This window comes from Streptomyces sp. NPDC048353 (assembly GCF_055587165.1).
In genome coordinates, this window is sequence record NZ_JBVJGU010000002.1 from 376,496 (window position 1) to 399,362 (window position 22,867).

Sequence of the window (22,867 nt, forward strand, 5' to 3'; positions counted from 1 at the left end):
GCGAATCCGTGATGCAGTTCCTTCTCGTGGCGATCGTCGCCGGGCCGCTCGTCGGCGCCGCCGCCGCGCTCCTGCCCGCGCCCCCCGGCCTCAGGGGCAGCTCACCCGCCCAGGCCGTGCTCCGCCACGGCGTCACCGTCACCGGCGTCATCCTGGCCGCCACGATCGCCCTCGCCCTCGGCTTCGACCACGACCGGCCGTCGAGGATGCAGGCGAGCACGGACATCACCTGGATCCCCGCCCTCGACGTGCGGATCCACCTCGGTGTCGACGGCATCTCCCTCCCCCTCCTGGTCATGACGGCGCTGCTGACCTTCCTCTGCGCGCTGTACAGCTACTTCAAGATGCCCACGGGCCCGTCCCCGAAGGCCTTCGTCGCCCTGCTGCTCGTCCTCGAGTCCGGCACCCTGGCCACCTTCGCCGTCCTCGACCTGGTGCTGTTCTTCCTGGCCTTCGAGATGGTCCTCATCCCGATGTACTTCCTCATCGCCCGCTGGGGCGGCGAGGGCAGGCAGGCCGCCGCCTGGAAGTTCATCCTCTTCACCCTCCTCGGCTCCGTCGTCATGCTGCTCGGCCTGCTCCTCATCGGCCTGAAGGCGGGCACGTTCGACATGGTGGCACTGGCCACTGACAACGGCCGTGGACTGACCACGTCCGTGCAGGTCATCGCCGTTCTCGCGATCGGCCTCGGGCTCGCCGTGAAGACCCCCATGTGGCCCCTGCACAGCTGGCTCCCCGACGCCCACACGGCCGCCCCGACCGTCGGCTCCGTGCTCCTCGCCGGCGTCCTGCTCAAGATGGGCACGTACGGCTTCGTACGCATCCTCCTGCCGGTCGCCCCCGACGGCATGCGCGTCTTCGCGCCCTACCTCGCCGCCTTCGCCGTCGTCGGGATCATCTACGGCTCCCTCGCCTGCCTCGCCCTCGCCAGGCCCGGCAACAAGGGCGACCTCAAGCGCCTGATCGCGTACTCCTCCGTCGGCCACATGGGCTTCGCCCTCCTCGGCATCGCGACCATGACCCCCACCGGAGTCAACGGCGCGCTCTTCGCCAACATCGCCCACGGCCTCATCACCGGCCTGCTCTTCTTCCTCGTCGGCGCCCTCAAGGACCGGTACGGGACCGCCGACCTCGACACCCTCGCCGGCGCCACCGGAGCCGCCCTCTACGGCCGCGCGCCGCGCCTCGGCGGCCTGCTCGCCTTCGCCGCCGTCGCCTCCCTCGGACTGCCCGGCCTCGCCGGCTTCTGGGGCGAGATGCTGGCCCTCTTCGGCGCCTTCGACCCGGCCGAGGGCCTCAGCCGCCCCGCCTTCCTCACCTTCATGGTGATCGGCGCCTTCGGCACCCTCCTCACGGCCGCCTACCTCCTCCTCGTCGTCCGCCGCGTCTGCATGGGCGGGCCGCGCGCCGACGACGGGACGGTGGTCGCCGACGTGCGGGGCTACGAGTTCGCCGCCTGGACCCCGCTCGTCGCCCTCACCGTCCTCGCCGGGCTGTGGCCCGCGGTCCTCCTCGGCCTCACCGACCCGGCCGTGCAGCAGCTCCTCGCCGGAGGCAAGCAGTGACCCCTACAACCGCGAGCCTCGTCCAGTCCGTCGACTGGCTCACGATCGCGCCCCCCACCCTCACCGCGGTGGCCGCCCTCGCCGTCCTCGTCGCCGACCTCTTCGTCCCCGCCCGGCACAAGCGGCTCCTCGGCTGGACCGCGATCGCCGGCCTCGTCGCCTCGATCGCCCTGCTGGTCCCCCTGCGGGCCGGCGACCGCTCCACCTTCTGCCTCACCCCCGAGGCCGCCGAGGCCGCGGAGATGGCCCAGAACGGCGCAGGCCTCGCCGGCTGCAGCTACACCGCCGACCACTTCACGCTGGTCATCCAGCTCCTGGTGCTCGGCGGCGCGCTCCTGACCGCCCTCCTCTCGCTCTCCGACACCGAGGAGAAGCTGCCCGCGGGGGAGTACTGGTTCCTGCTGCTCTCCTCGGCCGCCGGCGCCGCGCTGCTGCCCGCCTCGCGCGACCTGGCGACCCTCGTCGTCGCCCTCGAAGTGGCGTCGCTGCCCGCCTTCGCGCTCGTGGGCCTTCGCCGCGGCGACCGGATGTCCAGCGAGGCGGCGCTGAAGTTCTTCCTCTCCTCCGTCACCGCGACCGCCGTCACCCTCCTCGGCGTCAGCTTCGTGTACGCGGCGACCGGCACCCTGCACCTCACGGAGATCGCCCAGCGCCTCGGCGACGTCCCGGGGCAGCTGGAGACCCTCGCCGAGGCGGGCGTGGTCCTCACCCTGATCGGTTTCGCCTTCAAGACGGCCGCCGTCCCCTTCCACTTCTGGGTCCCCGACACCTACGTCGGCGCCCCGCTGCCCGTCGCCGGCTACCTCTCCGTGGTCGGCAAGGCCGTCGGCTTCACCGGCCTCATCCTGGTGACCGTCGTCGCGTTCCCCTCGTACGCCGACGTCTGGGGCCCGGCCCTCGCCGTCCTCGCCGCGCTCACCATGACCGTCGGCAACGTGGCCGCCCTCCGGCAGGCCTCCACGCGCGCGTGGAGCGCGGTCCGGCTCCTCGCCTGGTCGTCCGTCGCCCAGGCCGGCTACCTCCTGGTGCCGATCGCCGCCGCCGCGTACTCCGGCGACGACCAGATCGGCGCCACCGTCGCGTACGCCCTGATGTACGCCGTCGTGAACCTCGGCGCGTTCGCGGTGGCCGCGCTCGTCGCCCGCAGCCACCCGCGCAACCGGATCGCCGACTACCGCGGCCTGTACGCCACCCGGCCGCTCACCGCCCTCGTCATGGGCTTCTTCCTGCTCAACCTGGCGGGCCTGCCGCCGGGCATCATCGGCCTCTTCGCCAAGGTCACCGTCTTCTCCGCCGCCGTCGACGCGGGCCTGGGCTGGCTCGCCGTGATCATGGGCGTGAACGTCGTGATCGGGCTGGTCTACTACCTCCGGTGGACGGCCCTCCTCTTCCGCGCGCCGCAGGGCGCGGAGGCGGCGGACGGCGCACCGGTCCGCGTCCGCGTCCCGGCCGCGCTGACCACGGCGATCGCCCTCACCGCCGTGGCGGGCGTCGTCCTCTCGGGCTACCCGCAGATCGCCCTCCGCTTCGCGGCGGACAGCCTCTTCTGACCCCCGGGGCCGGCCGCCCGCCACCGCCCGGGGCCCGCCCCCCGAGGCGTCCGCCACCCGAACGGCCCACACCGCCCCCCGGTACGGCCCGGGGAACCCGCGCCTCCCGCCTGGCGTTGACCAGTACGGGAGGGTCCACTGGACGAGTGGACCAGTAACTGGCAGAGGGTTCCCCGCCGCACCACTTGGAGGGCGTACCGTGCACCGCCGGCACAACGGGCTGAGGACCGCCGTACTCCTCGGAGGGCTCTCGGCCCTCATCATCCTCATCGGCAGCTTCTTCGGACGTACGGGACTGATCGTCGCGCTCGTCGTGGCGCTCGGCACCAACGCGTACGCCTACTGGAACAGCGACAAGCTGGCGCTGCGGGCCATGCGGGCCCGCCCGGTGAGCGAGTTCGAGGCCCCCGCCCTCTACCGGACGGTCCGCGAGCTCTCCACCCAGGCCCGCCAGCCCATGCCCCGGCTCTACATCTCGCCCACCCAGGCACCCAACGCCTTCGCCACCGGCCGCAACCCGCGCAACGCCGCCGTGTGCTGCACCGAGGGCATCCTGAGCATCCTCGACGAACGCGAGCTGCGCGGGGTCCTCGGCCACGAACTGAGCCACGTCTACAACCGCGACATCCTGATCTCCTCGGTCGCCGGAGCGCTCGCCTCCGTCATCCTGTTCCTGGTCAACTTCGCCTGGCTGATCCCGGTCGGCCGCTCCAGCGACGACGACGGCCCCGGCCTCCTCGGCATGCTCCTGATCATGATCCTCGGCCCCGTCGCCGCCTCCGTCATCCAGCTCGCCATCAGCCGGTCGCGGGAGTATGAGGCGGACGCCTCCGGCGCCCAGCTCACCGGCGACCCGCTCGCCCTGGCCAGCGCCCTGCGCAAACTCGAAGCGGGCACGAAGCAGCTCCCGTTGCCGCCCGAGCCGAGGATCGAGACCGCGAGCCACATGATGATCGCCAACCCCTTCCGGCCCGGCCAGGGGCTCACGAAGATGTTCTCGACGCACCCGCCGATGGCGGAGCGCATCGCCCGACTCGAGCAGATGGCAGGTCGACGCCCGTGAACACCATCCTCAACGTCATCTGGCTGATCCTGTGCGGCCTTTGGATGTTCCTCGGCTACATGCTGGCGGGCGTCCTGCTGTGCATCACGATCATCGGCGTCCCGTTCGGGCTCGCCGCCTTCCGGATCGGCGTCTACGCCCTCTGGCCCTTCGGCTACACCGTCGTCGACCGCCACGACGCCGGCGCGCCCTCCTGCGTCGGCAACGTCCTGTGGCTGATTCTCGCGGGCTGGTGGCTGGCGCTCAGCCACATCGTCACCGGCATCGCGCTCTGCATCACGATCATCGGCATCCCGCTGGGCATCGCCAACTTCAAGCTCGTCCCGGTCTCCCTGCTGCCCCTCGGCAAGGAGATCGTCCCCAGCGACCAGCCCTTCGTCGCCCGCCGGACGTACTGACCCCGAGCGGCGCGGCGACGGGCCCGCGGGGGCGGGCCCCGCAACCGGACCCCGCCCCGCAGGCGTCCTTCCCGGCATGAGCATCATCAGCTGGATCGTCCTCGGCCTGCTCGCCGGCGTCATCGCCAAGGTCCTGCTGCCCGGCAGGGACCCGGGCGGCCTCATCGGCACCACCCTCATAGGCGTCGCGGGCGCCTTCGTCGGCGGCTGGATCTCCGCGCGCTTCCTGGACCGCCCGATCAGCACGGAGTTCTACGACGGCGCCACCTGGCTCTCCGCCATCGGCGGCGCGCTGGTCCTGCTGATCGCCTACCGGATCCTTTTCGGCCACTCACGCTCACGCTGACGACGGGCCCGGGAGCCCGGTGTCCCGCAGGGTGATGTTGAGCCGCCCGGTCAGGCCCAGCTCCGCGTCGGCCGTCCCCGGGTACACCTTCGGCACCCCGTGGTACGCGAGACGCGAAGGGCCGCCGAAGACGAAGAGGTCGCCGGAGGCCAACTCCACGTCCGTATAGGGCCGCCCCCGGTTCTCGGTGTTCCCGAACCGGAAGACACAGGTGTCACCCAGGCTCAACGACACCACCGGCGCCCCGGACCGCTCCTCCTTGTCCTGGTGCATGCCCATCCGCGCGCCGGCGTCGTAGAAGTTCACCAGCGCCGTGTCGGGCGTGAAACCGCCGTGCTCGCCGTACGCCTCCACCAGCGCCTCCCGCCCCAGCGCGGCGAGCCAGTCGGGGAGTCCGACCGCCACGTCGGGCAGATAGCGGTACGGCTCCCAGCGCCGCCCCAGACACAGCGACCGCACCGACATCACCCCGCCGCCCGGCAGCACGGTGTGCCGGTACGGCACGGGCCCGCGCCCCCACTCCCGGCAGGCCGCGACCAACTCCCGCTGCCGGGCGGGCGACAGCCACCCGGGCACGTGCACCGCGCCCGGCGCGACCACGGCCCGCTCGCGCGGGAACAGCCCCTCGGTCACCCCCGGGCGCCCTCGAGCCCCAGGAGCCGCTCCTTGCGCTCCAGACCGGCGGCGTACCCGCGCAGACTCCCGTCTGCGCCGATCACCCGGTGACACGGCCGCACCACCAGCAGCGGATTGCGCCCGATCGCGGTACCGACCGCCCGCACCCCCGCCCCGGAGGCGCCGACCAGCCGCGCGATGTCGCCGTACGAGACGGTCGAGCCGTACGGGATGCCGTCGAGCGCCGACCAGACGCGCCGCTGGAACTCCGTCCCGCTCTCGGTGTACACGAGGTCGAAACGGTCCCGCCGCCCGGCGAAGTACTCGTCCAACTGCCCGGCGACGGCCGAGAAAAGCCCCGGCGCGTGCCGCCAGCCGTCCCCGACGGCGACGGCACCCTTCTGCCCGGGCAGCGACAGCGACGCGAGCCGCGCGCAACCGTCCTCGGCGACCCGGCCGACCAGCAGCATCTCCCCGAGAGGGCTCTCGACACGGGCGTACACGGTCTCGGGGGTCATGGCTCTTCCTCTCCTCGCACGCTCGGTCCGCTGTCCAGTCTGCGAGGGCGCGCGGGGCTGACGCTGGCGGTTTTCGGACAGCCAGTCCGGGGGTCCGGCCGGCCGTCCCGCGCGCGTCCTAGCGGTAGTTCACGAACTGGATCGCGAAGTCGAAGTCCTTGCCCTTGAGCAGCGCCTGCACGGCCTGCAGGTCGTCCCGGCTCTTCGAGCTGACCCGCAGCTCGTCACCCTGGACCTGCGCCTTGACGCCCTTGGGGCCCTCGTCGCGGATGACCTTGGAGACCTTCTTGGCGTTCTCCTGGGAGATGCCCTCCTCGATCGTCGCGAAGATCTTGTACTCCTTGCCGGACAGCTGCGGCTCGCCCGCGTCCAGCGACTTCAGCGAGATCCCGCGCTTGATCAGCTTCGTCTCGAAGATGTCGAGGATCGCCTTGACCCGCTCCTCGCCATTGGCCTGCATCAGGATCTTCTCGCCCTGCCAGGAGATCGAGGCGTCGGTGCCCTTGAAGTCGTAGCGCTGCGAGATCTCCTTCGCCGCCTGGTTGAGGGCGTTGTCGACCTCCTGCCGCTCGACCTTGGAGACGATGTCGAAACTGGAGTCGGCCATGACGTGTGGCTCCTTGCGTCGAATGCGTTGCGGTTGCGTGGGATGTACGACCCAAGCCTAGTCACCCGCACCCACCCCGACGGCTGATCAATCCGGTGGCGGACCACCCCCACGGATCAGGTATCGTTTACGTCGTTGCCACGGAGCACCGCCCACAAGCGGCTCCCGGCAGCGACATCCCATGGCGGTGTGCCCGAGTGGCCAATGGGAGCGGACTGTAAATCCGTCGGCTTAGCCTACCCAGGTTCGAATCCTGGCGCCGCCACGCGATAAGAACGGCCCCTGATCTGCGGAAACGCTGATCAGGGGCCGTTCTGCTGTGTAAGTGTGACAAGGCCGGGCCACGCCGAAACTCCCTTGATCACCGGCGTGGCGGGTGGTTGGGTTGCGCCGACCCCGGGTGCTGACAAGCTCGGGGCATGGCCGACGGTGCGTCCGCCTAGCTCCTCCACTGGAGCGGGGTACGTCTGATGACGGGCACCGTCGGCCGCTCGGCGCCCGGGGTCAGCGGGCGCGGTTGAGGCCGCGCCGGTCGGCGCCCTTGCCGTCGTCCGTCTGGCCGTCCGTCAGGGTTGGACGGCGGGCTACTCGCCCGCCACCGCCTTCACCGCCACCGAGACCGGGACCGAGCCGCTCACCAGTTCCAGGGTGAGGCCCGCCGTCGCCGGGGTCTCGACGAGTTCCGCGATGACCGCGGCGACGTCGTCGCGGGGGATCGGGCCGCGGCCCGTGTGGGCCTCCAGGCGGATCAGGCCCGTGCCGGCGTCGTCGGTGAGCATCCCCGGGCGCAGGATCGTCCAGTCCAGGGCCGCACGGGAGCGAACCGAGTCGTCCGCCCCGCCCTTGGCGCGCAGGTACGCGTCGAAGACCTCGTCGCCCTGGTGGCGGGAGTCCGCGCCCATCGAGGAGACGACGACATAGCGCCGTACACCCGCCCGTTCGGCCGCGTCCGCGAAGAGCACGGCCGCCGCCCGGTCCACGGTGTCCTTCCGCTCCACCGAGCTTCCGGGCCCCGCGCCCGCCGCGAAGACCGCCGCGTCCGCGCCCCGCAGGGCCTCGGCGACCTCGTCGACGGACGCCGACTCCAGGTCCAGGACGACGGGTTCGGCGCCCGCCGCCCGCAGGGCGTCGGCCTGATCCGCTCTGCGGATGAGCCCGACCGCCTCGTGTCCGCCCGCCGAGAGCAGGCGCTCCAGGCGTAGGGCGATCTGTCCGTGTCCTCCAGCGATGACGATGCGCATACTCACGACCGTACGACGGGCCCGCCCGGAGGGCTTCCCGACTCGGGCCGGGACTGGCGCGGAAGATCGAGCGCCGCCGCCGAGTCGCAGTACTCCCGCACCGCGCTCGTCCGGGCCACCACCCGCCCCCGGTGCACCACGATCCGGCTGTACGCGAGAGACAGCACACCGGTGAGCCTTTCGCCGCGCACGGCGAGGAGTTCGGCGGGGAATCCGGCCTCCACCCGCACCTCCGGCAGCCCCATCGCGGCCCTCGCCCCGGCGCTCACCGCGCCGTAGGCGTCACCGGCCGGCAGACCGCCCAGGGAGGCCAGCAGATAGGCGGCCTCCAGCGGGTCGCCCCGGCCCACCGGGTTGGAGACGTCCCGCAGCGCCCCGCCGCCCGCCGCGAGCCGTACGCCCGCCGCCCGCAGCAGCCGTACCGGCGCCGCGCCCCGCGTCTCGGTGGCCCCGCAGCCACCCTGCGGCAGGCAGACCACCGTCACCCCGGCGGCCGCGAGCTGGTCGGCCGCGCGCCGCGCCGCGTCGGAGGGCAGCCGGGCGAGCCCCGCGCACGGGCCGATCGCCACCCCGGGCCGCAGCCCGCCGGCCATCGCCGCCAGCCGGGCGAGGCGCGCCGGGTCGTCACCGTCCGTGTGCAGGTCGACCGGGCAGCCGTGCTCGGCCGCCAGCTCCAGGACCGTCTCGACGTAGCCGGCCGGATCCGGGTCGAGGTCCGGGCAGCCGCCCACCACCCCGGCGCCCATCTTCAGCGCGTCCCGCAGCATCGCCGGCCCGTCCGCGCCGGCCACGCCGGTCAGCAGACGGGGCACCGCCACGGCCGTCAGGTCCGCGAGGCCGCGCAGCGAGCGCCGGGCCTGGAGGACGGCGCCGAGCGGGCCGAGCCCGTGCACGTCCCCGATCCGGACGTGCGCGCGCAGCGCGGTCGCGCCGTGGCCGAGCTGCAGGAGCGCCGCCTCGGTGGCCCGCCGCTGCACCTCCTCGGGGGCGTACGAGACGGGGCCGGGGGTGTCGGCGCTGAGCGCGGTGTCGGCGTGGGCGTGGGGTTCGGCGGCCGCGGGCAGCAGGAGGTAGCCGGCGAGGTCGACACGGGCGCCGACGGCGGCCAGGCTGCCGGCCGTGCCGACGGCCTCGATCCGGCCGCCGCCGAGGCGTACGTCGACGGTCCGCCCGTCGGTGAGCCGGGCGTTGGCGAGCAGGAGCGAGGTCGAGTCGGCGGTGTCGGCGGCCCAGTCGTCGGGCGGCTGGGGCTGCTTGCTGTCGGCTGACATCGGGCTCCTCAAGGCTCCTCAAGATCAAGATCACGCAGCGTGGGGCCGAGCCTAGGGGCGGTCCGGCCGCCCTTCGAGGAGGAGCGCAAAAGTCGTACTGATGAGGCCACGAGTGGCGTACGGGACGGGTGTGCTCACCGCGTGCGCGCGACCGCGCGGGAGGCGGCGAAACGGATTTGGGCGATCGGCGGAGGACCGTGTAATGTCTTCATCGCTCGCCCCAATAGCTCAGTCGGTAGAGCGTCTCCATGGTAAGGAGAAGGTCTACGGTTCGATTCCGTATTGGGGCTCTGGTGAGAAGGAACCCGCCTCCGGGCGGGAACCGGATCATCAAAGCGGTGTAGCTCAGTCGGTAGAGCAAGCGGCTCATAATCGCTGTGTCACCGGTTCAAGTCCGGTCACCGCTACACACGGTAGCCGATTGTGGGGTCGGTCCTTCGATCGGCTACTCTTTTATGCGTTCATCCGTCCATCCGTCCGTCCAAGGAGCACTCACGTGGCTGCCACCGACGTCCGCCCGAAGATCACGCTGGCCTGCGTGGAGTGCAAGGAGCGGAACTACATCACCAAGAAGAACCGGCGTAACAACCCGGACCGTCTTGAGATGAAGAAGCACTGCCCTCGCTGCAACTCGCACACTGCGCACCGCGAGACTCGCTAATCAGGCTCGTACACGAGGCCGTCCCCACCAGGGGGCGGCCTCGTGTCGTTTGTCGGCAACACATCTCGGCAACAAATCCAGGAGGTATCGAGTCCATGGCGCTCGACCAGTCCTTCGTGGGCCGGACCTATCCGCCCACCGCGCCCTACGAGGTCGGCCGCGAGAAGATCCGCGAGTTCGCGGAAGCGGTGGGTGACGCCAATCCCGCCTACACCGACCGGGAAGCGGCGAAGGCGCTCGGTCACCCCGAGGTGATCGCTCCTCCGACCTTCGTGTTCGCGATCACGTTCGCGGCGGCGGGGCAGGTCATCGAGGACCCGCAGCTGGGCCTGGACTACAGCCGTGTGGTGCACGGCGACCAGAAGTTCGCGTACAGCAGGCCGGTGCGGGCGGGGGACCGGCTCACGGTGACCTCCACCATCGAGGCGATCAAGTCCCTGGCGGGCAACGACATCCTCGACATCCGCGGCGAGGTGCACGACGAGAGCGGCGATCACGTCGTGACCGCCTGGACCAAGCTCGTGTCCCGCGCGCCCGAGGAGGCCTGAGCCATGGCTGCGAAGATCGCTTACGACGAGGTCGAGGTCGGCACGGAGCTGCCGTCCCAGTCCTTCCCGGTGACACGCGCCACGCTGGTGCGGTACGCCGGTGCCTCCGGGGACTTCAACCCCATCCACTGGAACGAGAGGTTCGCGCTCGAGGTCGGCCTTCCCGACGTCATCGCCCACGGCATGTTCACCATGGCCGAGGCGATCCGAGTCGTGACCGACTGGGCCGGCGACCCGGCCGCCGTGGTCGAGTACGGCGTGCGCTTCACCAAGCCGGTCGTCGTGCCCGACGACGACCGGGGCGCGCTGATCGAGGTCAGCGCCAAGGTGGCGGCGAAGCTGGACGACGGCCGGGTCCGGGTGGACCTGACGGCGATGTCGGCCGGCCAGAAGGTCCTGGGCATGTCCCGGGCCGTGGTCGCGCTCGCGTAGCGGGGGAGGGGCGGCCGCCACGAGCGGCCGCCTCGATCTCTTCGCTTGCCTAGTTAGTGATTGAGCACTAACTTTGTACCCATGGTCAGGATGAGTGCCGAGGAGCGGCGCGAGAGCGTCATCCGCGCGGCGATGAGCGAGTTCAGCCGCGGTGGCTACTACGGCACGTCCACCGAGGCGATCGCCCGGCGCGTCGGGGTGTCGCAGCCGTACCTCTTCCGGCTCTTCCCGAGCAAGAAGGCCATCTTCCTGGCCGCCTCGGTGCGCTGCACGGCCGACGTCCGCCGCGTCTTCGAGGAGGCGAGCGAGGGGCTGTCGGGCGAGGAGGCCCTGCACGCCATGGCCGAGGCGTACCACCGGATGATCGCCGAGAGTCCGGAACGGCTCCTGATGCAGATGCAGGTGTACGCGACGGTCGCCGCCGCGGAGGCGGCCGGCGACCACGAGTTCGGCGAGGCCGTGCGGGCCGGCTGGATGGAGCTCTGGGACTCCGTCCACCTCACCCTCGGCGCCGACATCGGCGAGACCACCACCTTCCTCGCGTACGGCATGCTCATCAACACCCTGGTCGGCATGGGGTTTCCGCCCGAGCACCGGGTCTGGGAGGGGTTCTATCCCTCGTCCCGCCGCCTCGGGACCCTCGACGGATAGAGCGGCGCCGCCGCCCCGCGTCCGGCTTTTCTGCGCGTGAAAGTTAGTCAGCGATAACTAACAACAGGGGACACGACAATGAACCAGCCAATACCCCGCCGCGGCTCCGCCGTCTGGGCGCTCGTCATCACCAGCATCGCCGGCTTCATGGCGGCCCTCGACAACCTCGTCGTCACCACCGCCCTGCCCTCCATCCGCGAAGACCTCGGCGGGGCGCTCCACGACCTCGAATGGACGGTGAGCGCCTACACCCTCACCTTCGCCGTCCTGCTCATGTTCGGCGCCGCCCTCGGCGACCGGTTCGGCCGCCGCCGGCTCTTCATCACCGGACTCGCCGTCTTCACCCTGGCCTCCGCCGGCGCCGCCCTCGCCCCGGGCATCGACGCGCTCATCGCCGCCCGCGCCGTCCAGGGCGTCGGCGCCGCGATCATGATGCCGCTCACCCTCACCCTGCTCACCGCCGCGGTACCGGCCGCCAAGCGCGGGATGGCGTACGGGATCTGGGGAGCCGTCAACGGCCTCGCCGTCGCCTCGGGACCGCTGATCGGCGGCAGCCTCACCGAGCACGTCTCCTGGCAGTGGATCTTCTGGCTGAACGTCCCGCTCGGCCTCGCCCTGCTGCCCCTCGCCCGGCTGCGCCTCACCGAGTCGTACGGCACCGGCGCCCGGCTCGACGTCCCCGGCACCCTCCTCGCCAGCGGCGGCCTCTTCGGGATCGTGTACGGACTCGTCCGCGGCCCCGTCGACGGCTGGACCAGCGTCACCGTCCTCACCGCGCTCCTCGCGGGCGCCGCCCTCCTCGCGGGCTTCGTCCACCACGGCATCCGCGCCAGCGCGCCCATGCTGCCGATGCGGCTCTTCCGCAGCCGCGCCTTCGCCGGCATCAACGCCGCGAGCCTGCTGATGTTCCTCGGCATGTTCGGCTCGATCTTCCTGCTCAGCCAGTACATGCAGGGCGTCCTCGGCTACTCGCCCACCGAGGCCGGGCTGCGCATGCTCCCCTGGACCGGCATGCCCATGCTCGTCGCGCCGATCGCCGGCTACCTCTCCGACCGGATCGGCGGCCGCCCGGTCGTCGCCGCCGGCCTCGCCCTCCAGGCCGTCGGCCTCGCCTGGTTCGCGCTCATCGTCACCCCCGACGTGTCGTACGCCGCCCAGCTCCCCGCCCTCATCGTCAGCGGCATCGGCATGGCCCTCTACTTCGCCCCCGCCGCCCACCTCGTCATGTCCGGCGTCCGCCCGTCCGAGCAGGGCATCGCCTCCGGCGCCAACAACGCCCTGCGGGAGGTCGGCGGCGCCCTCGGCATCGCCGTGATGTCCTCGATCTTCGCCGCCCAGGGCGGCTACGACTCCGCGCGCCACTTCGTCGACGGCCTGGAGCCCGCCCTCTGGGTCGGGGCCGGGATGGTGGCCCTGGGAGCGGCCGCGGCGCTGGCCATCCCGCGCCGGCGGACGGCACCGGGGGAGGGCCCGGTCGAGAAGGCCGACGGAACCGGCGAACGCCTGCTGACCTCCGCGTGACACGGCCGGCCGTCCTCCTCCGGCCCGGCCGGAGGGGGACGCCTCCCCGCGCGGCCCGCCGCCACCCGTGCCCCCTCCCGGGCGCCGGGGGCCCGTACTCTTGAGCCCGTGCAGGAACTCCACGACGCCCCCCTCGCCCCCCTGACCACCTTCCGGCTCGGCGGCCCCGCCACCCGGCTCGTCACGGCCACCACCGACGACGAGGTGATCGCCGCCGTCCGCGCGGCGGACACCGACGCCACCCCGCTGCTCGTCATCGGCGGCGGATCCAACCTGGTCATCGGCGACAAGGGCTTCGACGGGACCGGTCTGCGCATCGCCACCCGGGGCTTCCACCTCGACGGCACCCGCCTGGAGCTGGCCGCCGGAGAGGTCTGGACGGACGCCGTGGAGCGGACCGTCGAGGCCGGGCTCGCCGGCGTCGAGTGCCTGGCCGGCATCCCCGGCTCCGCCGGCGCCACCCCGATCCAGAACGTCGGCGCGTACGGCCAGGAGGTCTCCTCCACCCTCACCGAGGTCGTCGCATACGACCGGGCCGACCGCCAGGTGGTCACGCTGACCAACCAGGAGTGCGACTTCTCGTACCGCCACAGCCTCTTCAAGCGGCTGCCGGAGCGGTACGTCGTCCTCCGCGTCCGCTTCGACCTGGCCGACGCGGACGGCCTGAGCATGCCGGTCCGGTACGCCGAGACGGCCCGGGCCCTCGGCGTGGAGGTCGGCGACCGCGCCCCGCTGGCCACCGTCCGCGAGACCGTGCTGAAGCTGCGCGCCGGCAAGGGCATGGTGCTCGACCCGGAGGACCACGACACCTGGTCGGCCGGATCCTTCTTCACCAACCCGATCCTCACCACCGAGGAGTTCGCCGCCTTCCACGCGCGCGTGGAGGAGCGTCTCGGCCCCGACGCAAAGGCCCCCGCCTTCCCCGTCGGCGACACCGCCGTCAAGACCTCGGCGGCCTGGCTGATCGACAAGGCCGGCTTCACCAAGGGGTACGGCTCCGGCCCCGCCCGGATCTCCACCAAGCACACCCTCGCCCTCACCAACCGGGGCGAGGCCACCACCGAGGACCTCCTCGCCCTCGCCCGCGAGGTCGTCGCCGGAGTGCGCGAGGCCTTCGGCGTCACGCTGGTCAACGAGCCGGTGACGGTCGGCGTCGACCTCTGAGCCCCGGCGGCGGCCGGCGGGGGCACACACGCCCGCTGCCGGCGGCACACCGCGCGGCGGGGCACGAACCGGCCGCCGTACGCGGGGTCCGAACCGCCCGCCGCCGTACGGAAATGCCTTGCGGCACCCGCCCGCGGCGGTCACGCTGACCGGCATGCTGCTGAAGACCCGCGAGTTCAGGCCCCGCACGGGGCCGCACGCCCACCGGATCGTCCAGCCCTGGCCACCCCTGCGGCACACCACCCTCGACGACCCGCTCGCCGCCCGCTGGAGCTGTCTCCTCGGCGACCACGACGGGCTCTCCCGCCTCGCGGCGCTGTTCTCCTTCGCGGCCTTCTCCCGGCACACCATCGTCCACGTGCCGCTGCGCGAGAGCCTCCCGCGCGCCTTCTCCCCCGGGACACCGGTCGACCTCGTCCTCGTCCACCCCACGGCCGGACTACGCCCCTCCGCCTGGCCCGCCCTACGCGCCCGGCTCCGTACGGGCACGCCCCTCACCGTCCGTACGAACGAGGCCCGCACCGCCGCCCACGCCGCCGACTGGCACGAAGACCAGGAACGGCGCCACGAACGGGCGGGCAGCTGGCTCCACCCCGCCGTCCACGCCCGCACGCTCTTCCTCCGCGGCGACCGGGACGTCTTCTGCGCCGCCGCGACCGCCTTCGAGGCCGTCGCCGGCTTCGGCCCGCTGGACAAGCGCGCACGCCAGGGCCACGACGTCCTGCGGGCCTCCCTCACCTCCTACCTGGAACCCGGCTACCGGTGGGAGCGCCCCGAGATCGGCATCGGCTTCCAGGCCCACCCTCCCCTGCACCGCTTCAGGCCCCCGGGCTCGCCAGCCAGTCGTCGATCCCGGACAGCAGCTTCCGGCTGACGTCCTCGGGCGCCGCCGAGCCGCGCACCGACTGGCGCGCCAGCTCGGCCAGCTCCGCGTCGGTGAAGCCGTGGTGGCGACGGGCGATCTCGTACTGTGCCGCCAGCCGGGACCCGAACAGCAGCGGGTCGTCCGCCCCCAGCGCCATCGGCACGCCCGCCTCGAAGAGCGTCCGCAGCGGCACGTCCTCGTGCTTCTCGTAGACCCCGAGGGCCACGTTGGAGGCGGGGCACACCTCGCAGGTCACGCCCCTCTCGGCCAGCTTGCGCAGCACCCGCGGGTCCTCCGCCGCCCGCACCCCGTGACCCACCCGGGCCGCCCTGAGGTCGTCAAGGCAGTCCCGCACCGACGCCGGGCCCGTCAGCTCGCCGCCGTGCGGGGCCGCGAGCAGCCCGCCCTCGCGGGCGATCGCGAAGGCGCGGTCGAAGTCCCGGGCCATGCCCCGGCGCTCGTCGTTGGAGAGCCCGAAACCGACCACGCCCCGGTCCGCGTACCGCACCGCGAGCCGCGCCAGCGTGCGGGCCTCCAGCGGGTGCTTCATCCGGTTCGCCGCGACCAGCACCCGCATCCCGAGGCCGGTGTCGCGCGAGGCGGTGTCGACGGCGTCCAGGATGACTTCCATCGCCGGGATGAGCCCGCCGAGCAGGGGAGCGTACGAGGTCGGGTCGACCTGGATCTCCAGCCACCCCGAGCCGTCCCGGACGTCCTCCTCGGCCGCCTCGCGGACCAGCCGCTGGATGTCCTCCGGCGCGCGCAGGCAGGACCGGGCGATGTCGTAGAGGCGCTGGAAGCGGAACCAGCCGCGCTCGTCGGTCGCCCGCAGCTTGGGCGGGGTGCCGCTGCTCAGGGCCTCGGGGAGGTGGACGCCGTACTTGTCGGCCAGCTCGATGAGCGTCGTCGGCCGCATCGACCCCGTGAAGTGCAGGTGCAGATGGGCCTTGGGCAGCTGGTCGACGGCGCGGACTGCGTGCTCGGAAACGTGCTCCATTGAAGGATCTTGCCGCACTCGAATGGCGGAACACAGCCCCTTTCCCCGATCGGGACCTTGCCCGAACGCACGGACGGGCCCCCGGTTCCGGAGAACCAGGGGCCCGCACCACCGTCGAACGTCGTGCCGGTCAGTCGCGGGCCTCCGCGAGCAGCTTCTGCATCCGGGAGACGCCCTCCACCAGGTCCTCGTCGCCGAGCGCGTACGAAAGCCGCAGGTAGCCCGGCGTGCCGAAGGCCTCGCCCGGGACGACGGCGACCTCGGCCTCGTCCAGGATCAGCGCGGCCAGCTCGACCGAGGTCCGCGGGCGCTTGCCGCGGATCTCCTTGCCCAGCAGGGCCTTCACCGAGGGGTAGACGTAGAACGCGCCCTCCGGGGTCGGGCAGAGGACGCCCTCGATCTCGTTGAGCATCCGCACGATCGTCTGGCGGCGCCGGTCGAAGGCGCGGCCCATCTCGGCGACGGCGTCGAGGTCGCCCGACACGGCGGCGAGCGCGGCGACCTGCGCCACGTTGCTGACGTTGGAGGTGGCGTGCGACTGCAGGTTGGTCGCGGCCTTGACCACGTCCTTCGGGCCGATGATCCAGCCCACCCGCCAGCCGGTCATCGCGTACGTCTTCGCGACGCCGTTGACCACGATGCACTTCTCGCGCAGCTCGGGCATGACCGAGGGGAGCGAGACGGCGGACGCGCTGCCGTAGACGAGGTGCTCGTAGATCTCGTCCGTCAGCACCCACAGGCCGTGGTCGACGGCCCAACGGCCGATCGCCTCGGTCTCGGCCTCGGTGTAGACGGCGCCGGTCGGGTTGGAGGGCGAGACGAAGAGGACGACCTTGGTCTTCTCCGTGCGCGCGGCCTCCAGCTGCTCGACCGATACGCGGTAGCCGGTGGTCTCGTCGGCGACGACCTCGACCGGGACACCGCCGGCGAGACGGATCGACTCGGGGTACGTGGTCCAGTACGGGGCCGGGACGATGACCTCGTCACCCGGGTCGAGGATCGCGGCGAAGGCTTCGTAGATCGCCTGCTTGCCACCGTTGGTCACCAGGACCTGGGAGGCGTCGACCTCGTAGCCGGAGTCGCGCAGCGTCTTCGCGGCGATCGCGGCCTTCAGCTCGGGCAGACCGCCGGCCGGGGTGTAGCGGTGGTACTTCGGGTTCTTGCACGCCTCGACGGCGGCGTCGACGATGTAGTCCGGCGTCGGGAAGTCGGGCTCACCCGCGCCGAAGCCGATCACCGGACGGCCTGCGGCCTTGAGGGCCTTGGCCTTGGCGTCGACGGCGAGGGTGGCGGACTCGGAGATCGCACCGACGCGGGCGGAGACCCGGCGCTCGGTCGGAGGGGTTGCAGCGCTCATACGGCCCATCGTCCCAGACCCCTTCGCGGGCCGGCACACAGGTTTCAGGGTGCGGACAGGAACGGTCATTCCCGGTCGCACGAGGGCCCGCGGGGGCTCCCACGTGCTTTCTGTTCGACGCAGCGCTCATGAACACGTACACTCACTGCTCGTTGGCCCTCACCGACCACATCTCACGATGCGGTAGGTTGGGGAAGCCACAAAGGGTCGTAGCTCAATTGGTAGAGCACTGGTCTCCAAAACCAGCGGTTGGGGGTTCAAGTCCCTCCGGCCCTGCTACACACACCGCCAGGATGTGTGCGCATGTACGTACTTCGATGCACCGCCGTGCGGATCCACCCGGCACGGCACTGCCATGACCCGGGATCAGGTGAGAAGCGTGACGGACGCCGTGGGCTCCATCGACATGCCTGATGCCGAGGACGAAGCGCCTGAGTCGCAGAAGAAGACTCGTAAGGGCGGCAAGCGCGGGAAGAAGGGCCCTCTGGGCCGCCTCGCGCTCTTCTACCGCCAGATCGTCGCGGAACTCCGCAAGGTCGTCTGGCCCACCCGCAGCCAGCTGACGACGTACACCACGGTAGTGATTATCTTCGTTGTCATCATGATCGGTCTGGTGACCGTGATTGACTATGGCTTCCAGGAAGCAGTCAAGTACGTCTTCGGCTGATTTCTTGTTCCACCCCATCTGTATCCAGGAAGAAGCAGCCACCGTGTCTGACCCGAACCTGAACGACCCCGTCGATTCTGTCGAGTCCGTTGAGGACGAGCTCGACATCGTCGAGGCGGCCGACGAGGACCAGGCTGAGGCTGCTGACGCCGCTGCGGGCGAGGCGGCCGAAGAGGCCGCGCTGAACATCGACGAGGACGAGGCGGACGTCGAGGACGACGCCGACGCCGTGGACTCCGAAGAGGCCGACGAAGACGCCGAGGCCTCCGCCGACGAGACCGTCGAGGACGAGGCCGAGGAGGCCGAGGAGGAGCCCGCCGCTCCCGTCGACCCGATCCAGGCCCTCCGCGACGAGCTCCGCGGCCTGCCCGGCGAGTGGTACGTCATCCACACCTACGCCGGCTACGAGAAGCGCGTGAAGGCCAACCTCGAGCAGCGTGCCGTCTCGCTGAACGTCGAGGAGTTCATCTACCAGGCCGAGGTCCCCGAGGAAGAGATCGTCCAGATCAAGAACGGCGAGCGCAAGAACGTCCGGCAGAACAAGCTGCCCGGCTACGTTCTCGTCCGCATGGATCTGACGAACGAGTCCTGGGGCGTCGTCCGCAACACCCCCGGCGTCACCGGCTTCGTGGGCAACGCCTACGACCCGTACCCGCTGACCCTGGACGAGATCGTCAAGATGCTCGCCCCCGAGGCCGAGGAGAAGGCCGCCCGCGAGGCCGCCGAGGCCGAGGGCAAGCCGGCTCCGGCCCGCAAGGTCGAGGTCCAGGTCCTGGACTTCGAGGTCGGCGACTCGGTCACCGTCACCGACGGCCCCTTCGCCACCCTCCAGGCCACGATCAACGAGATCAACGCCGACTCGAAGAAGGTCAAGGGACTCGTCGAGATCTTCGGTCGCGAGACCCCGGTCGAGCTCAGCTTCGACCAGATCCAGAAGAACTGACCCTCCCGGACCCTCACCGGTCACAGGTTTCCGACCCAGGTCAGAGTGGCTCTCGCAGCCGCTCTGACCTGCTCGGTTTTTAGCCGCACGTCTATACCCGTTATCGTTGTGCGGTATGCCTCCATCCGGATGACCGGATGGCGGGCTGAACACTCTCACTAGGACCCGGAGAGAGCAATGCCTCCCAAGAAGAAGAAGGTCACGGGGCTTATCAAGCTCCAGATCAACGCCGGTGCGGCGAACCCGGCCCCGCCGGTCGGCCCCGCGCTCGGTCAGCACGGCGTCAACATCATGGAGTTCTGCAAGGCCTACAACGCCGCGACCGAGTCGCAGCGTGGCATGGTCGTGCCGGTGGAGATCACGGTCTACGAAGACCGCTCCTTCACCTTCATCACCAAGACTCCGCCGGCCGCCAAGCTGATCCTCAAGGCCGCGGGTGTGGACAAGGGCTCCGGCGAGCCGCACAAGACCAAGGTCGCCAAGCTCACGGCCGCCCAGGTCCGCGAGATCGCCACGGTCAAGCTCCCCGACCTGAACGCCAACGACCTCGACGCCGCGTCGAAGATCATCGCCGGCACCGCCCGCTCCATGGGCATCACGGTCGAGGGCTGATCACCCCCTCGTGACCTCCAGTGGTAGGGCCGGCGCGGCCCGCACCACGACTCCATACCTGCCACGCGGCGTAAGCCGCATGGTGCTACTGCACAGGAGCAGAAGTGAAGCGCAGCAAGGCTCTCCGCAGCGCGGACGCCAAGATCGACCGGGAGCGTAACTACGCCCCCCTCGAGGCCGTCCGTATCGCCAAGGACACCGCCGCCACCAAGTTCGACGGCACCGTCGAGGTCGCCTTCCGCCTGGGCGTCGACCCGCGCAAGGCCGACCAGATGGTCCGTGGCACCGTGAACCTCCCGCACGGCACCGGTAAGACCGCCCGGGTCCTGGTCTTCGCGACCGGTGACCGTGCCGAGGCCGCGATCGCCGCGGGCGCCGACATCGTCGGCTCCGACGAGCTCATCGACGAGATCTCCAAGGGCAACCGCCTGAACGAGTTCGACGCCGTGGTGGCCACCCCGGACCTCATGGGCAAGGTCGGCCGCCTCGGCCGCGTCCTCGGCCCGCGTGGTCTCATGCCGAACCCGAAGACCGGCACCGTCACCCCCGACGTCGTGAAGGCTGTCAACGACATCAAGGGCGGCAAGATCGAGTTCCGCGTCGACAAGCACTCGAACCTGCACTTCATCATCGGCAAGGTCTCCTTCGACGAGACGAAGCTGGTCGAGAACTACGCCGCGGCGCTGGAGGAGATCCTCCGTCTGAAGCCGTCCGCCGCCAAGGGCCGCTACATCAAGAAGGCGACCCTGACGACGACGATGGGCCCCGGCATCCCGCTGGACTCCAACCGCACCCGCAACCTCCTCGTCGAGGAGGACCCGGCAGCTGTCTGACCGGGCCGAGCCCCATACGGCTCACTGAGTGGTCGAACCGGCCCCCAGCCCCTCTCCGGAGGGGCCGGGGGCCGGTTTTTTCGTGGGCCGATGTCGGCCGTTCGGGTTACCGTGCAGTTCGACCGATGTACGGATGAACAGACGTACCGATGACCACAGGGTGGGGACTCATGAGCATGTCCACGGGGAAGCGCGCCGCCGTCTGTCTGACGGCCGTAGCCGTCGTGGCCGGTCTGGCGGGCTGCCAGGACGGCGAGAAGGGCGGAAAGTCCGCGGGGGCGCCCGAGAACCGCCAGACGGCCACACAGGTCATCCAGGCCGCGTACAAAAAGACCTCGGCGGCCAAGTCCGCGAAGGTCCGGATGACCATGACGATGCCGGCCACGCTGGAAGGCGGCGGCAGCATGACCATGACCGGCGTCCAGGGGTGGAACCCCACCGTCATGGATATGACGATGAAGGGCTCCATGCTCCGGGCGGCGGGCGGGGACGGCCCGAGCCGGATGCGCATGATCATGCTCGACAACGCCATGTACATGGACATGGGCGTCGCGCGGGCCGCGGAGATGGACGGCAAGCGCTGGATGAAGCTCGACCTGAAGGCGGCCGCGGACGCCTCCGGCGACAAGGGCCTGCAGAAGCAGCTGACCGGCGGACTGGAGAGCGCGAACCAGGACCCGTCCCAGCAGCTCGCCCTGCTGCTCGAGTCGCCCGACCTCAAGCACGTCGGCGCCGAGAAGATCGACGGCGTCGACACCCGGCACTACAAGGGCACGCTCAGCTTCGAGCAGATGCTCGACTCCAACAAGGGCGCCTCCTCCGTGCTCTCGGCCAAGGAGCGCGAGGAGCTGATCGCGAGCGTCGAGAAGGCCGGCATGAAGGGCTACGACACCGAGGTCTGGGTCGACGAGGACGGCTACCCGGCACGGATGCTCGTCGACATGACCATGGCCCAGGGCACGGTCCGCCTCGAGGCCCACTACTCCGACTACGGCGCCCAGGCCACCGTCCAGGCCCCGCCGGCCGAGGACACCGTGGACCTCTTCGGGATGCTGAAGGAGCTCGGCTCCGGACTCGGCGGCGCCTGAGCCGTACGGGCGGATTTGCTCGTCGCCGATCCCTTCGCGTACTCTTCCCCAGAAGCCAAAGACCGCTGGTCGTTGCCGTGCTCTCGCAAGGGGTGCGGTGGCCGAAGGATTCGCTGAGATGCGAACGACCCGCGCAGGTGACCGTGGAAGAGTTCCCGGATCGTTCGATCCGGTCGAGCTGAGCCCCGTGCGCCTGCGCCGGGGCGTTTTGTTTTGTTCAGCCCCTTCTGAGCGGTCCTCATCACCCGGAAGGAGGCCGACGCTCATGGCAAGGCCCGACAAGGCTGCCGCGGTAGCCGAGCTCAAGGACAAGTTCCAGAGCTCGAGCGCCGTCGTGCTGACCGAGTACCGGGGTCTCACCGTGGCGCAGCTGAAGACGCTGCGCCGTTCGCTCGGTGAGAACGCCCAGTACGCCGTGGTGAAGAACACGCTGACCAAGATTGCGGCCAACGAGGCCGGGATCACCTCGCTCGACGACCAGTTCACCGGTCCGACGGGCGCTGCCTTCATCACCGGTGACCCGGTGGAGTCGGCGAAGGGTCTTCGTGACTTCGCCAAGGACAACCCCAACCTCGTCATCAAGGGCGGTGTCCTTGACGGCAAGGCGCTGTCCGCCGACGAGATCAAGAAGCTTGCGGACCTCGAGTCCCGCGAGGTTCTGCTCAGCAAGCTGGCCGGTGCCTTCAAGGGCAAGCAGTCGCAGGCTGCCTCGCTCTTCCAGGCGCTGCCGTCGAAGTTCGTCCGCACCGCGGAAGCGCTTCGCGTCAAGCTCGCCGAGCAGGGCGGTGCCGAGTAACTCGGCTCGCGCAATGACCCTCACCCCACCAGGGGGGACGGTCGCAGCGGGCCGACAGTACGCCCGCCTACATGTACATCGGCACCAGCCGAATTAGTGGAAGGATCGCCCATCATGGCGAAGCTCTCTCAGGACGACCTCCTCGCCCAGTTCGAGGAGATGACCCTCATCGAGCTCTCCGAGTTCGTGAAGGCCTTCGAGGAGAAGTTCGACGTCACCGCCGCCGCGGCCGTCGCCGTTGCCGGCCCCGCCCAGGGTGGCCCCGCCGCCGAGGCTGCCGAGGAGCAGGACGAGTTCGACGTCATCCTCACCGGCGCCGGTGACAAGAAGATCCAGGTCATCAAGGTCGTGCGCGAGCTGACCTCCCTCGGCCTGAAGGAGGCCAAGGACCTCGTCGACGGTGCGCCGAAGCCCGTCCTCGAGAAGGTCGCCAAGGAGGCCGCGGAGAAGGCCGCCGAGTCCCTCAAGGGCGCCGGCGCCTCCGTCGAGGTCAAGTAACACCTCGCGAGTCTCCTGACTCGCTCAGGCGCCGCTCAGGCGCCTTCTGAAGGGCGATCA

Annotated in this window: 26 protein-coding genes and 4 tRNA genes; 23 read left to right on the forward strand and 7 right to left on the reverse strand. The window is 70.9% G+C overall.

The features are described 5' to 3' along the window. Positions 1 to 11 precede the first annotated feature (11 nt). The 5 genes from ACZ6RC_RS07095 to ACZ6RC_RS07115 all read left to right on the forward strand — a co-directional run bounded on the left by ACZ6RC_RS07095 (position 12) and on the right by ACZ6RC_RS07115 (position 4,922). The gene (locus ACZ6RC_RS07095) at positions 12 to 1,565 is read left to right on the forward strand and encodes an NADH-quinone oxidoreductase subunit M (protein ID WP_469580770.1); all 1,554 of its coding nucleotides are present in this window, start codon (positions 12 to 14) and stop codon (positions 1,563 to 1,565) included. Next, on the forward strand, positions 1,562 to 3,115 hold the full coding sequence (locus ACZ6RC_RS07100; RefSeq protein WP_469579844.1) for an NADH-quinone oxidoreductase subunit N: 1,554 nt from the start codon (positions 1,562 to 1,564) through the stop codon (positions 3,113 to 3,115). Before ACZ6RC_RS07095 ends, ACZ6RC_RS07100 begins: the two co-directional genes overlap by 4 nt. Positions 3,116 to 3,314: 199 nt before the next feature. Next, positions 3,315 to 4,178: a zinc metalloprotease HtpX gene (gene htpX, locus ACZ6RC_RS07105; RefSeq protein WP_391144129.1), complete on the forward strand. Its 864-nt coding sequence runs from the start codon at positions 3,315 to 3,317 to the stop codon at positions 4,176 to 4,178. After that, positions 4,175 to 4,576: a YccF domain-containing protein gene (locus ACZ6RC_RS07110; protein WP_391144131.1), complete on the forward strand. Its 402-nt coding sequence runs from the start codon at positions 4,175 to 4,177 to the stop codon at positions 4,574 to 4,576. The genes htpX and ACZ6RC_RS07110 overlap by 4 nt, the downstream gene beginning before the upstream one ends. Before the next feature lie 76 nt (positions 4,577 to 4,652). Then, positions 4,653 to 4,922, forward strand: a complete 270-nt coding sequence (locus ACZ6RC_RS07115; RefSeq protein WP_391144133.1) for a GlsB/YeaQ/YmgE family stress response membrane protein — start codon at positions 4,653 to 4,655, stop codon at positions 4,920 to 4,922. On the opposite strand, the gene ACZ6RC_RS07120 is transcribed toward ACZ6RC_RS07115, so the two are convergent. The 3 genes from ACZ6RC_RS07120 to ACZ6RC_RS07130 form a co-directional block, all read right to left on the reverse strand. Next, complete coding sequence (locus ACZ6RC_RS07120) at positions 4,914 to 5,555, reverse strand: alpha-ketoglutarate-dependent dioxygenase AlkB family protein (RefSeq protein WP_469579847.1); 642 nt, start codon at positions 5,553 to 5,555, stop codon at positions 4,914 to 4,916. The genes ACZ6RC_RS07115 and ACZ6RC_RS07120 overlap by 9 nt on opposite strands. Beyond that, positions 5,552 to 6,055 (reverse strand): methylated-DNA--[protein]-cysteine S-methyltransferase, encoded by a 504-nt coding sequence (locus ACZ6RC_RS07125; protein ID WP_469579849.1) that lies wholly within the window; start codon positions 6,053 to 6,055, stop codon positions 5,552 to 5,554. Before ACZ6RC_RS07125 ends, ACZ6RC_RS07120 begins: the two co-directional genes overlap by 4 nt. 118 nt (positions 6,056 to 6,173) lie before the next feature. After that, positions 6,174 to 6,662 (reverse strand): YajQ family cyclic di-GMP-binding protein, encoded by a 489-nt coding sequence (locus tag ACZ6RC_RS07130; RefSeq protein WP_356886185.1) that lies wholly within the window; start codon positions 6,660 to 6,662, stop codon positions 6,174 to 6,176. Between the two features lie 183 nt (positions 6,663 to 6,845). Here ACZ6RC_RS07130 and ACZ6RC_RS07135 point away from each other — a divergent pair. After that, a tRNA-Tyr gene (locus ACZ6RC_RS07135) sits at positions 6,846 to 6,927 on the forward strand. 319 nt (positions 6,928 to 7,246) lie between these two features. Here the strand turns inward: ACZ6RC_RS07135 and ACZ6RC_RS07140 are convergent. Together ACZ6RC_RS07140 and ACZ6RC_RS07145 are read right to left on the reverse strand one after the other, a co-directional pair. Then, on the reverse strand, positions 7,247 to 7,903 hold the full coding sequence (locus tag ACZ6RC_RS07140) for an NAD(P)H-binding protein (protein ID WP_469579851.1): 657 nt from the start codon (positions 7,901 to 7,903) through the stop codon (positions 7,247 to 7,249). Positions 7,904 to 7,905: 2 nt separating this feature from the next. After that, on the reverse strand, positions 7,906 to 9,174 hold the full coding sequence (locus ACZ6RC_RS07145) for an amidohydrolase family protein (protein ID WP_453612909.1): 1,269 nt from the start codon (positions 9,172 to 9,174) through the stop codon (positions 7,906 to 7,908). Between the two features lie 217 nt (positions 9,175 to 9,391). On the opposite strand from ACZ6RC_RS07145, the gene ACZ6RC_RS07150 reads away from it, so the two are divergent. The 9 genes from ACZ6RC_RS07150 (at position 9,392) to ACZ6RC_RS07190 (ending at position 15,025) form a co-directional block, all read left to right on the forward strand. Then, positions 9,392 to 9,464, forward strand: a tRNA-Thr gene (locus tag ACZ6RC_RS07150). 44 nt (positions 9,465 to 9,508) lie between these two features. Then, positions 9,509 to 9,581 (forward strand) — tRNA-Met (locus tag ACZ6RC_RS07155). 89 nt (positions 9,582 to 9,670) lie between these two features. Continuing rightward, on the forward strand, positions 9,671 to 9,835 hold the full coding sequence (rpmG, locus tag ACZ6RC_RS07160) for a 50S ribosomal protein L33 (protein ID WP_003956487.1): 165 nt from the start codon (positions 9,671 to 9,673) through the stop codon (positions 9,833 to 9,835). A 95-nt stretch (positions 9,836 to 9,930) separates the two neighbouring features. Next, positions 9,931 to 10,383 carry an FAS1-like dehydratase domain-containing protein gene (locus ACZ6RC_RS07165; protein WP_469579852.1) on the forward strand — a complete coding sequence of 151 codons (453 nt, stop codon included), beginning with the start codon at positions 9,931 to 9,933 and terminating at the stop codon, positions 10,381 to 10,383. A 3-nt stretch (positions 10,384 to 10,386) separates the two neighbouring features. Beyond that, positions 10,387 to 10,815 carry a MaoC family dehydratase gene (locus tag ACZ6RC_RS07170; RefSeq protein WP_469579854.1) on the forward strand — a complete coding sequence of 143 codons (429 nt, stop codon included), beginning with the start codon at positions 10,387 to 10,389 and terminating at the stop codon, positions 10,813 to 10,815. An 81-nt stretch (positions 10,816 to 10,896) separates the two neighbouring features. Further along, complete coding sequence (locus ACZ6RC_RS07175; protein WP_453612913.1) at positions 10,897 to 11,466, forward strand: TetR/AcrR family transcriptional regulator; 570 nt, start codon at positions 10,897 to 10,899, stop codon at positions 11,464 to 11,466. Positions 11,467 to 11,544: 78 nt separating this feature from the next. Further along, positions 11,545 to 12,987: an MFS transporter gene (locus ACZ6RC_RS07180; RefSeq protein WP_469579856.1), complete on the forward strand. Its 1,443-nt coding sequence runs from the start codon at positions 11,545 to 11,547 to the stop codon at positions 12,985 to 12,987. A 108-nt stretch (positions 12,988 to 13,095) separates the two neighbouring features. Next, a complete protein-coding gene (locus ACZ6RC_RS07185) occupies positions 13,096 to 14,151 on the forward strand; it encodes a UDP-N-acetylmuramate dehydrogenase (protein ID WP_469579858.1) in 1,056 nt (351 codons plus the stop codon). Positions 14,152 to 14,305: 154 nt separating this feature from the next. Beyond that, positions 14,306 to 15,025, forward strand: coding sequence for a hypothetical protein (locus ACZ6RC_RS07190; protein WP_469579860.1), 720 nt, complete (start codon positions 14,306 to 14,308; stop codon positions 15,023 to 15,025). Here ACZ6RC_RS07190 and ACZ6RC_RS07195 read toward each other — a convergent pair. Both ACZ6RC_RS07195 and ACZ6RC_RS07200 read right to left on the reverse strand, forming a co-directional pair. Further along, a complete protein-coding gene (locus ACZ6RC_RS07195; RefSeq protein ID WP_391144154.1) occupies positions 14,970 to 16,013 on the reverse strand; it encodes an adenosine deaminase in 1,044 nt (347 codons plus the stop codon). The two genes, ACZ6RC_RS07190 and ACZ6RC_RS07195, sit on opposite strands and share 56 nt — an antisense overlap. A gap of 130 nt (positions 16,014 to 16,143) precedes the next feature. Further along, entirely contained in the window at positions 16,144 to 17,370 is a 1,227-nt protein-coding gene (locus ACZ6RC_RS07200) for a pyridoxal phosphate-dependent aminotransferase (RefSeq protein WP_391144157.1), read from the reverse strand. Positions 17,371 to 17,573: 203 nt separating this feature from the next. Here ACZ6RC_RS07200 and ACZ6RC_RS07205 point away from each other — a divergent pair. The 8 genes from ACZ6RC_RS07205 to rplL all read left to right on the forward strand — a co-directional run bounded on the left by ACZ6RC_RS07205 (position 17,574) and on the right by rplL (position 22,807). Beyond that, a tRNA-Trp gene (locus ACZ6RC_RS07205) sits at positions 17,574 to 17,646 on the forward strand. A 103-nt stretch (positions 17,647 to 17,749) separates the two neighbouring features. Next, positions 17,750 to 18,037, forward strand: coding sequence for a preprotein translocase subunit SecE (secE, locus tag ACZ6RC_RS07210; protein WP_391144159.1), 288 nt, complete (start codon positions 17,750 to 17,752; stop codon positions 18,035 to 18,037). A 43-nt stretch (positions 18,038 to 18,080) separates the two neighbouring features. Further along, positions 18,081 to 18,980, forward strand: a complete 900-nt coding sequence (gene nusG, locus ACZ6RC_RS07215) for a transcription termination/antitermination protein NusG (protein ID WP_469579863.1) — start codon at positions 18,081 to 18,083, stop codon at positions 18,978 to 18,980. 177 nt (positions 18,981 to 19,157) lie between these two features. Beyond that, positions 19,158 to 19,592, forward strand: coding sequence for a 50S ribosomal protein L11 (gene rplK / locus ACZ6RC_RS07220; RefSeq protein WP_030318720.1), 435 nt, complete (start codon positions 19,158 to 19,160; stop codon positions 19,590 to 19,592). A 104-nt stretch (positions 19,593 to 19,696) separates the two neighbouring features. Continuing rightward, on the forward strand, positions 19,697 to 20,425 hold the full coding sequence (rplA, locus tag ACZ6RC_RS07225; protein ID WP_391144164.1) for a 50S ribosomal protein L1: 729 nt from the start codon (positions 19,697 to 19,699) through the stop codon (positions 20,423 to 20,425). A gap of 170 nt (positions 20,426 to 20,595) precedes the next feature. Then, entirely contained in the window at positions 20,596 to 21,513 is a 918-nt protein-coding gene (locus tag ACZ6RC_RS07230; RefSeq protein ID WP_469579865.1) for an SCO4651 family lipoprotein, read from the forward strand. Between the two features lie 265 nt (positions 21,514 to 21,778). After that, positions 21,779 to 22,309, forward strand: coding sequence for a 50S ribosomal protein L10 (gene rplJ / locus ACZ6RC_RS07235; RefSeq protein ID WP_365715440.1), 531 nt, complete (start codon positions 21,779 to 21,781; stop codon positions 22,307 to 22,309). A gap of 114 nt (positions 22,310 to 22,423) precedes the next feature. Further along, complete coding sequence (rplL, locus tag ACZ6RC_RS07240; protein ID WP_469579867.1) at positions 22,424 to 22,807, forward strand: 50S ribosomal protein L7/L12; 384 nt, start codon at positions 22,424 to 22,426, stop codon at positions 22,805 to 22,807. The last annotated feature ends 60 nt before the right edge of the window (positions 22,808 to 22,867 follow it).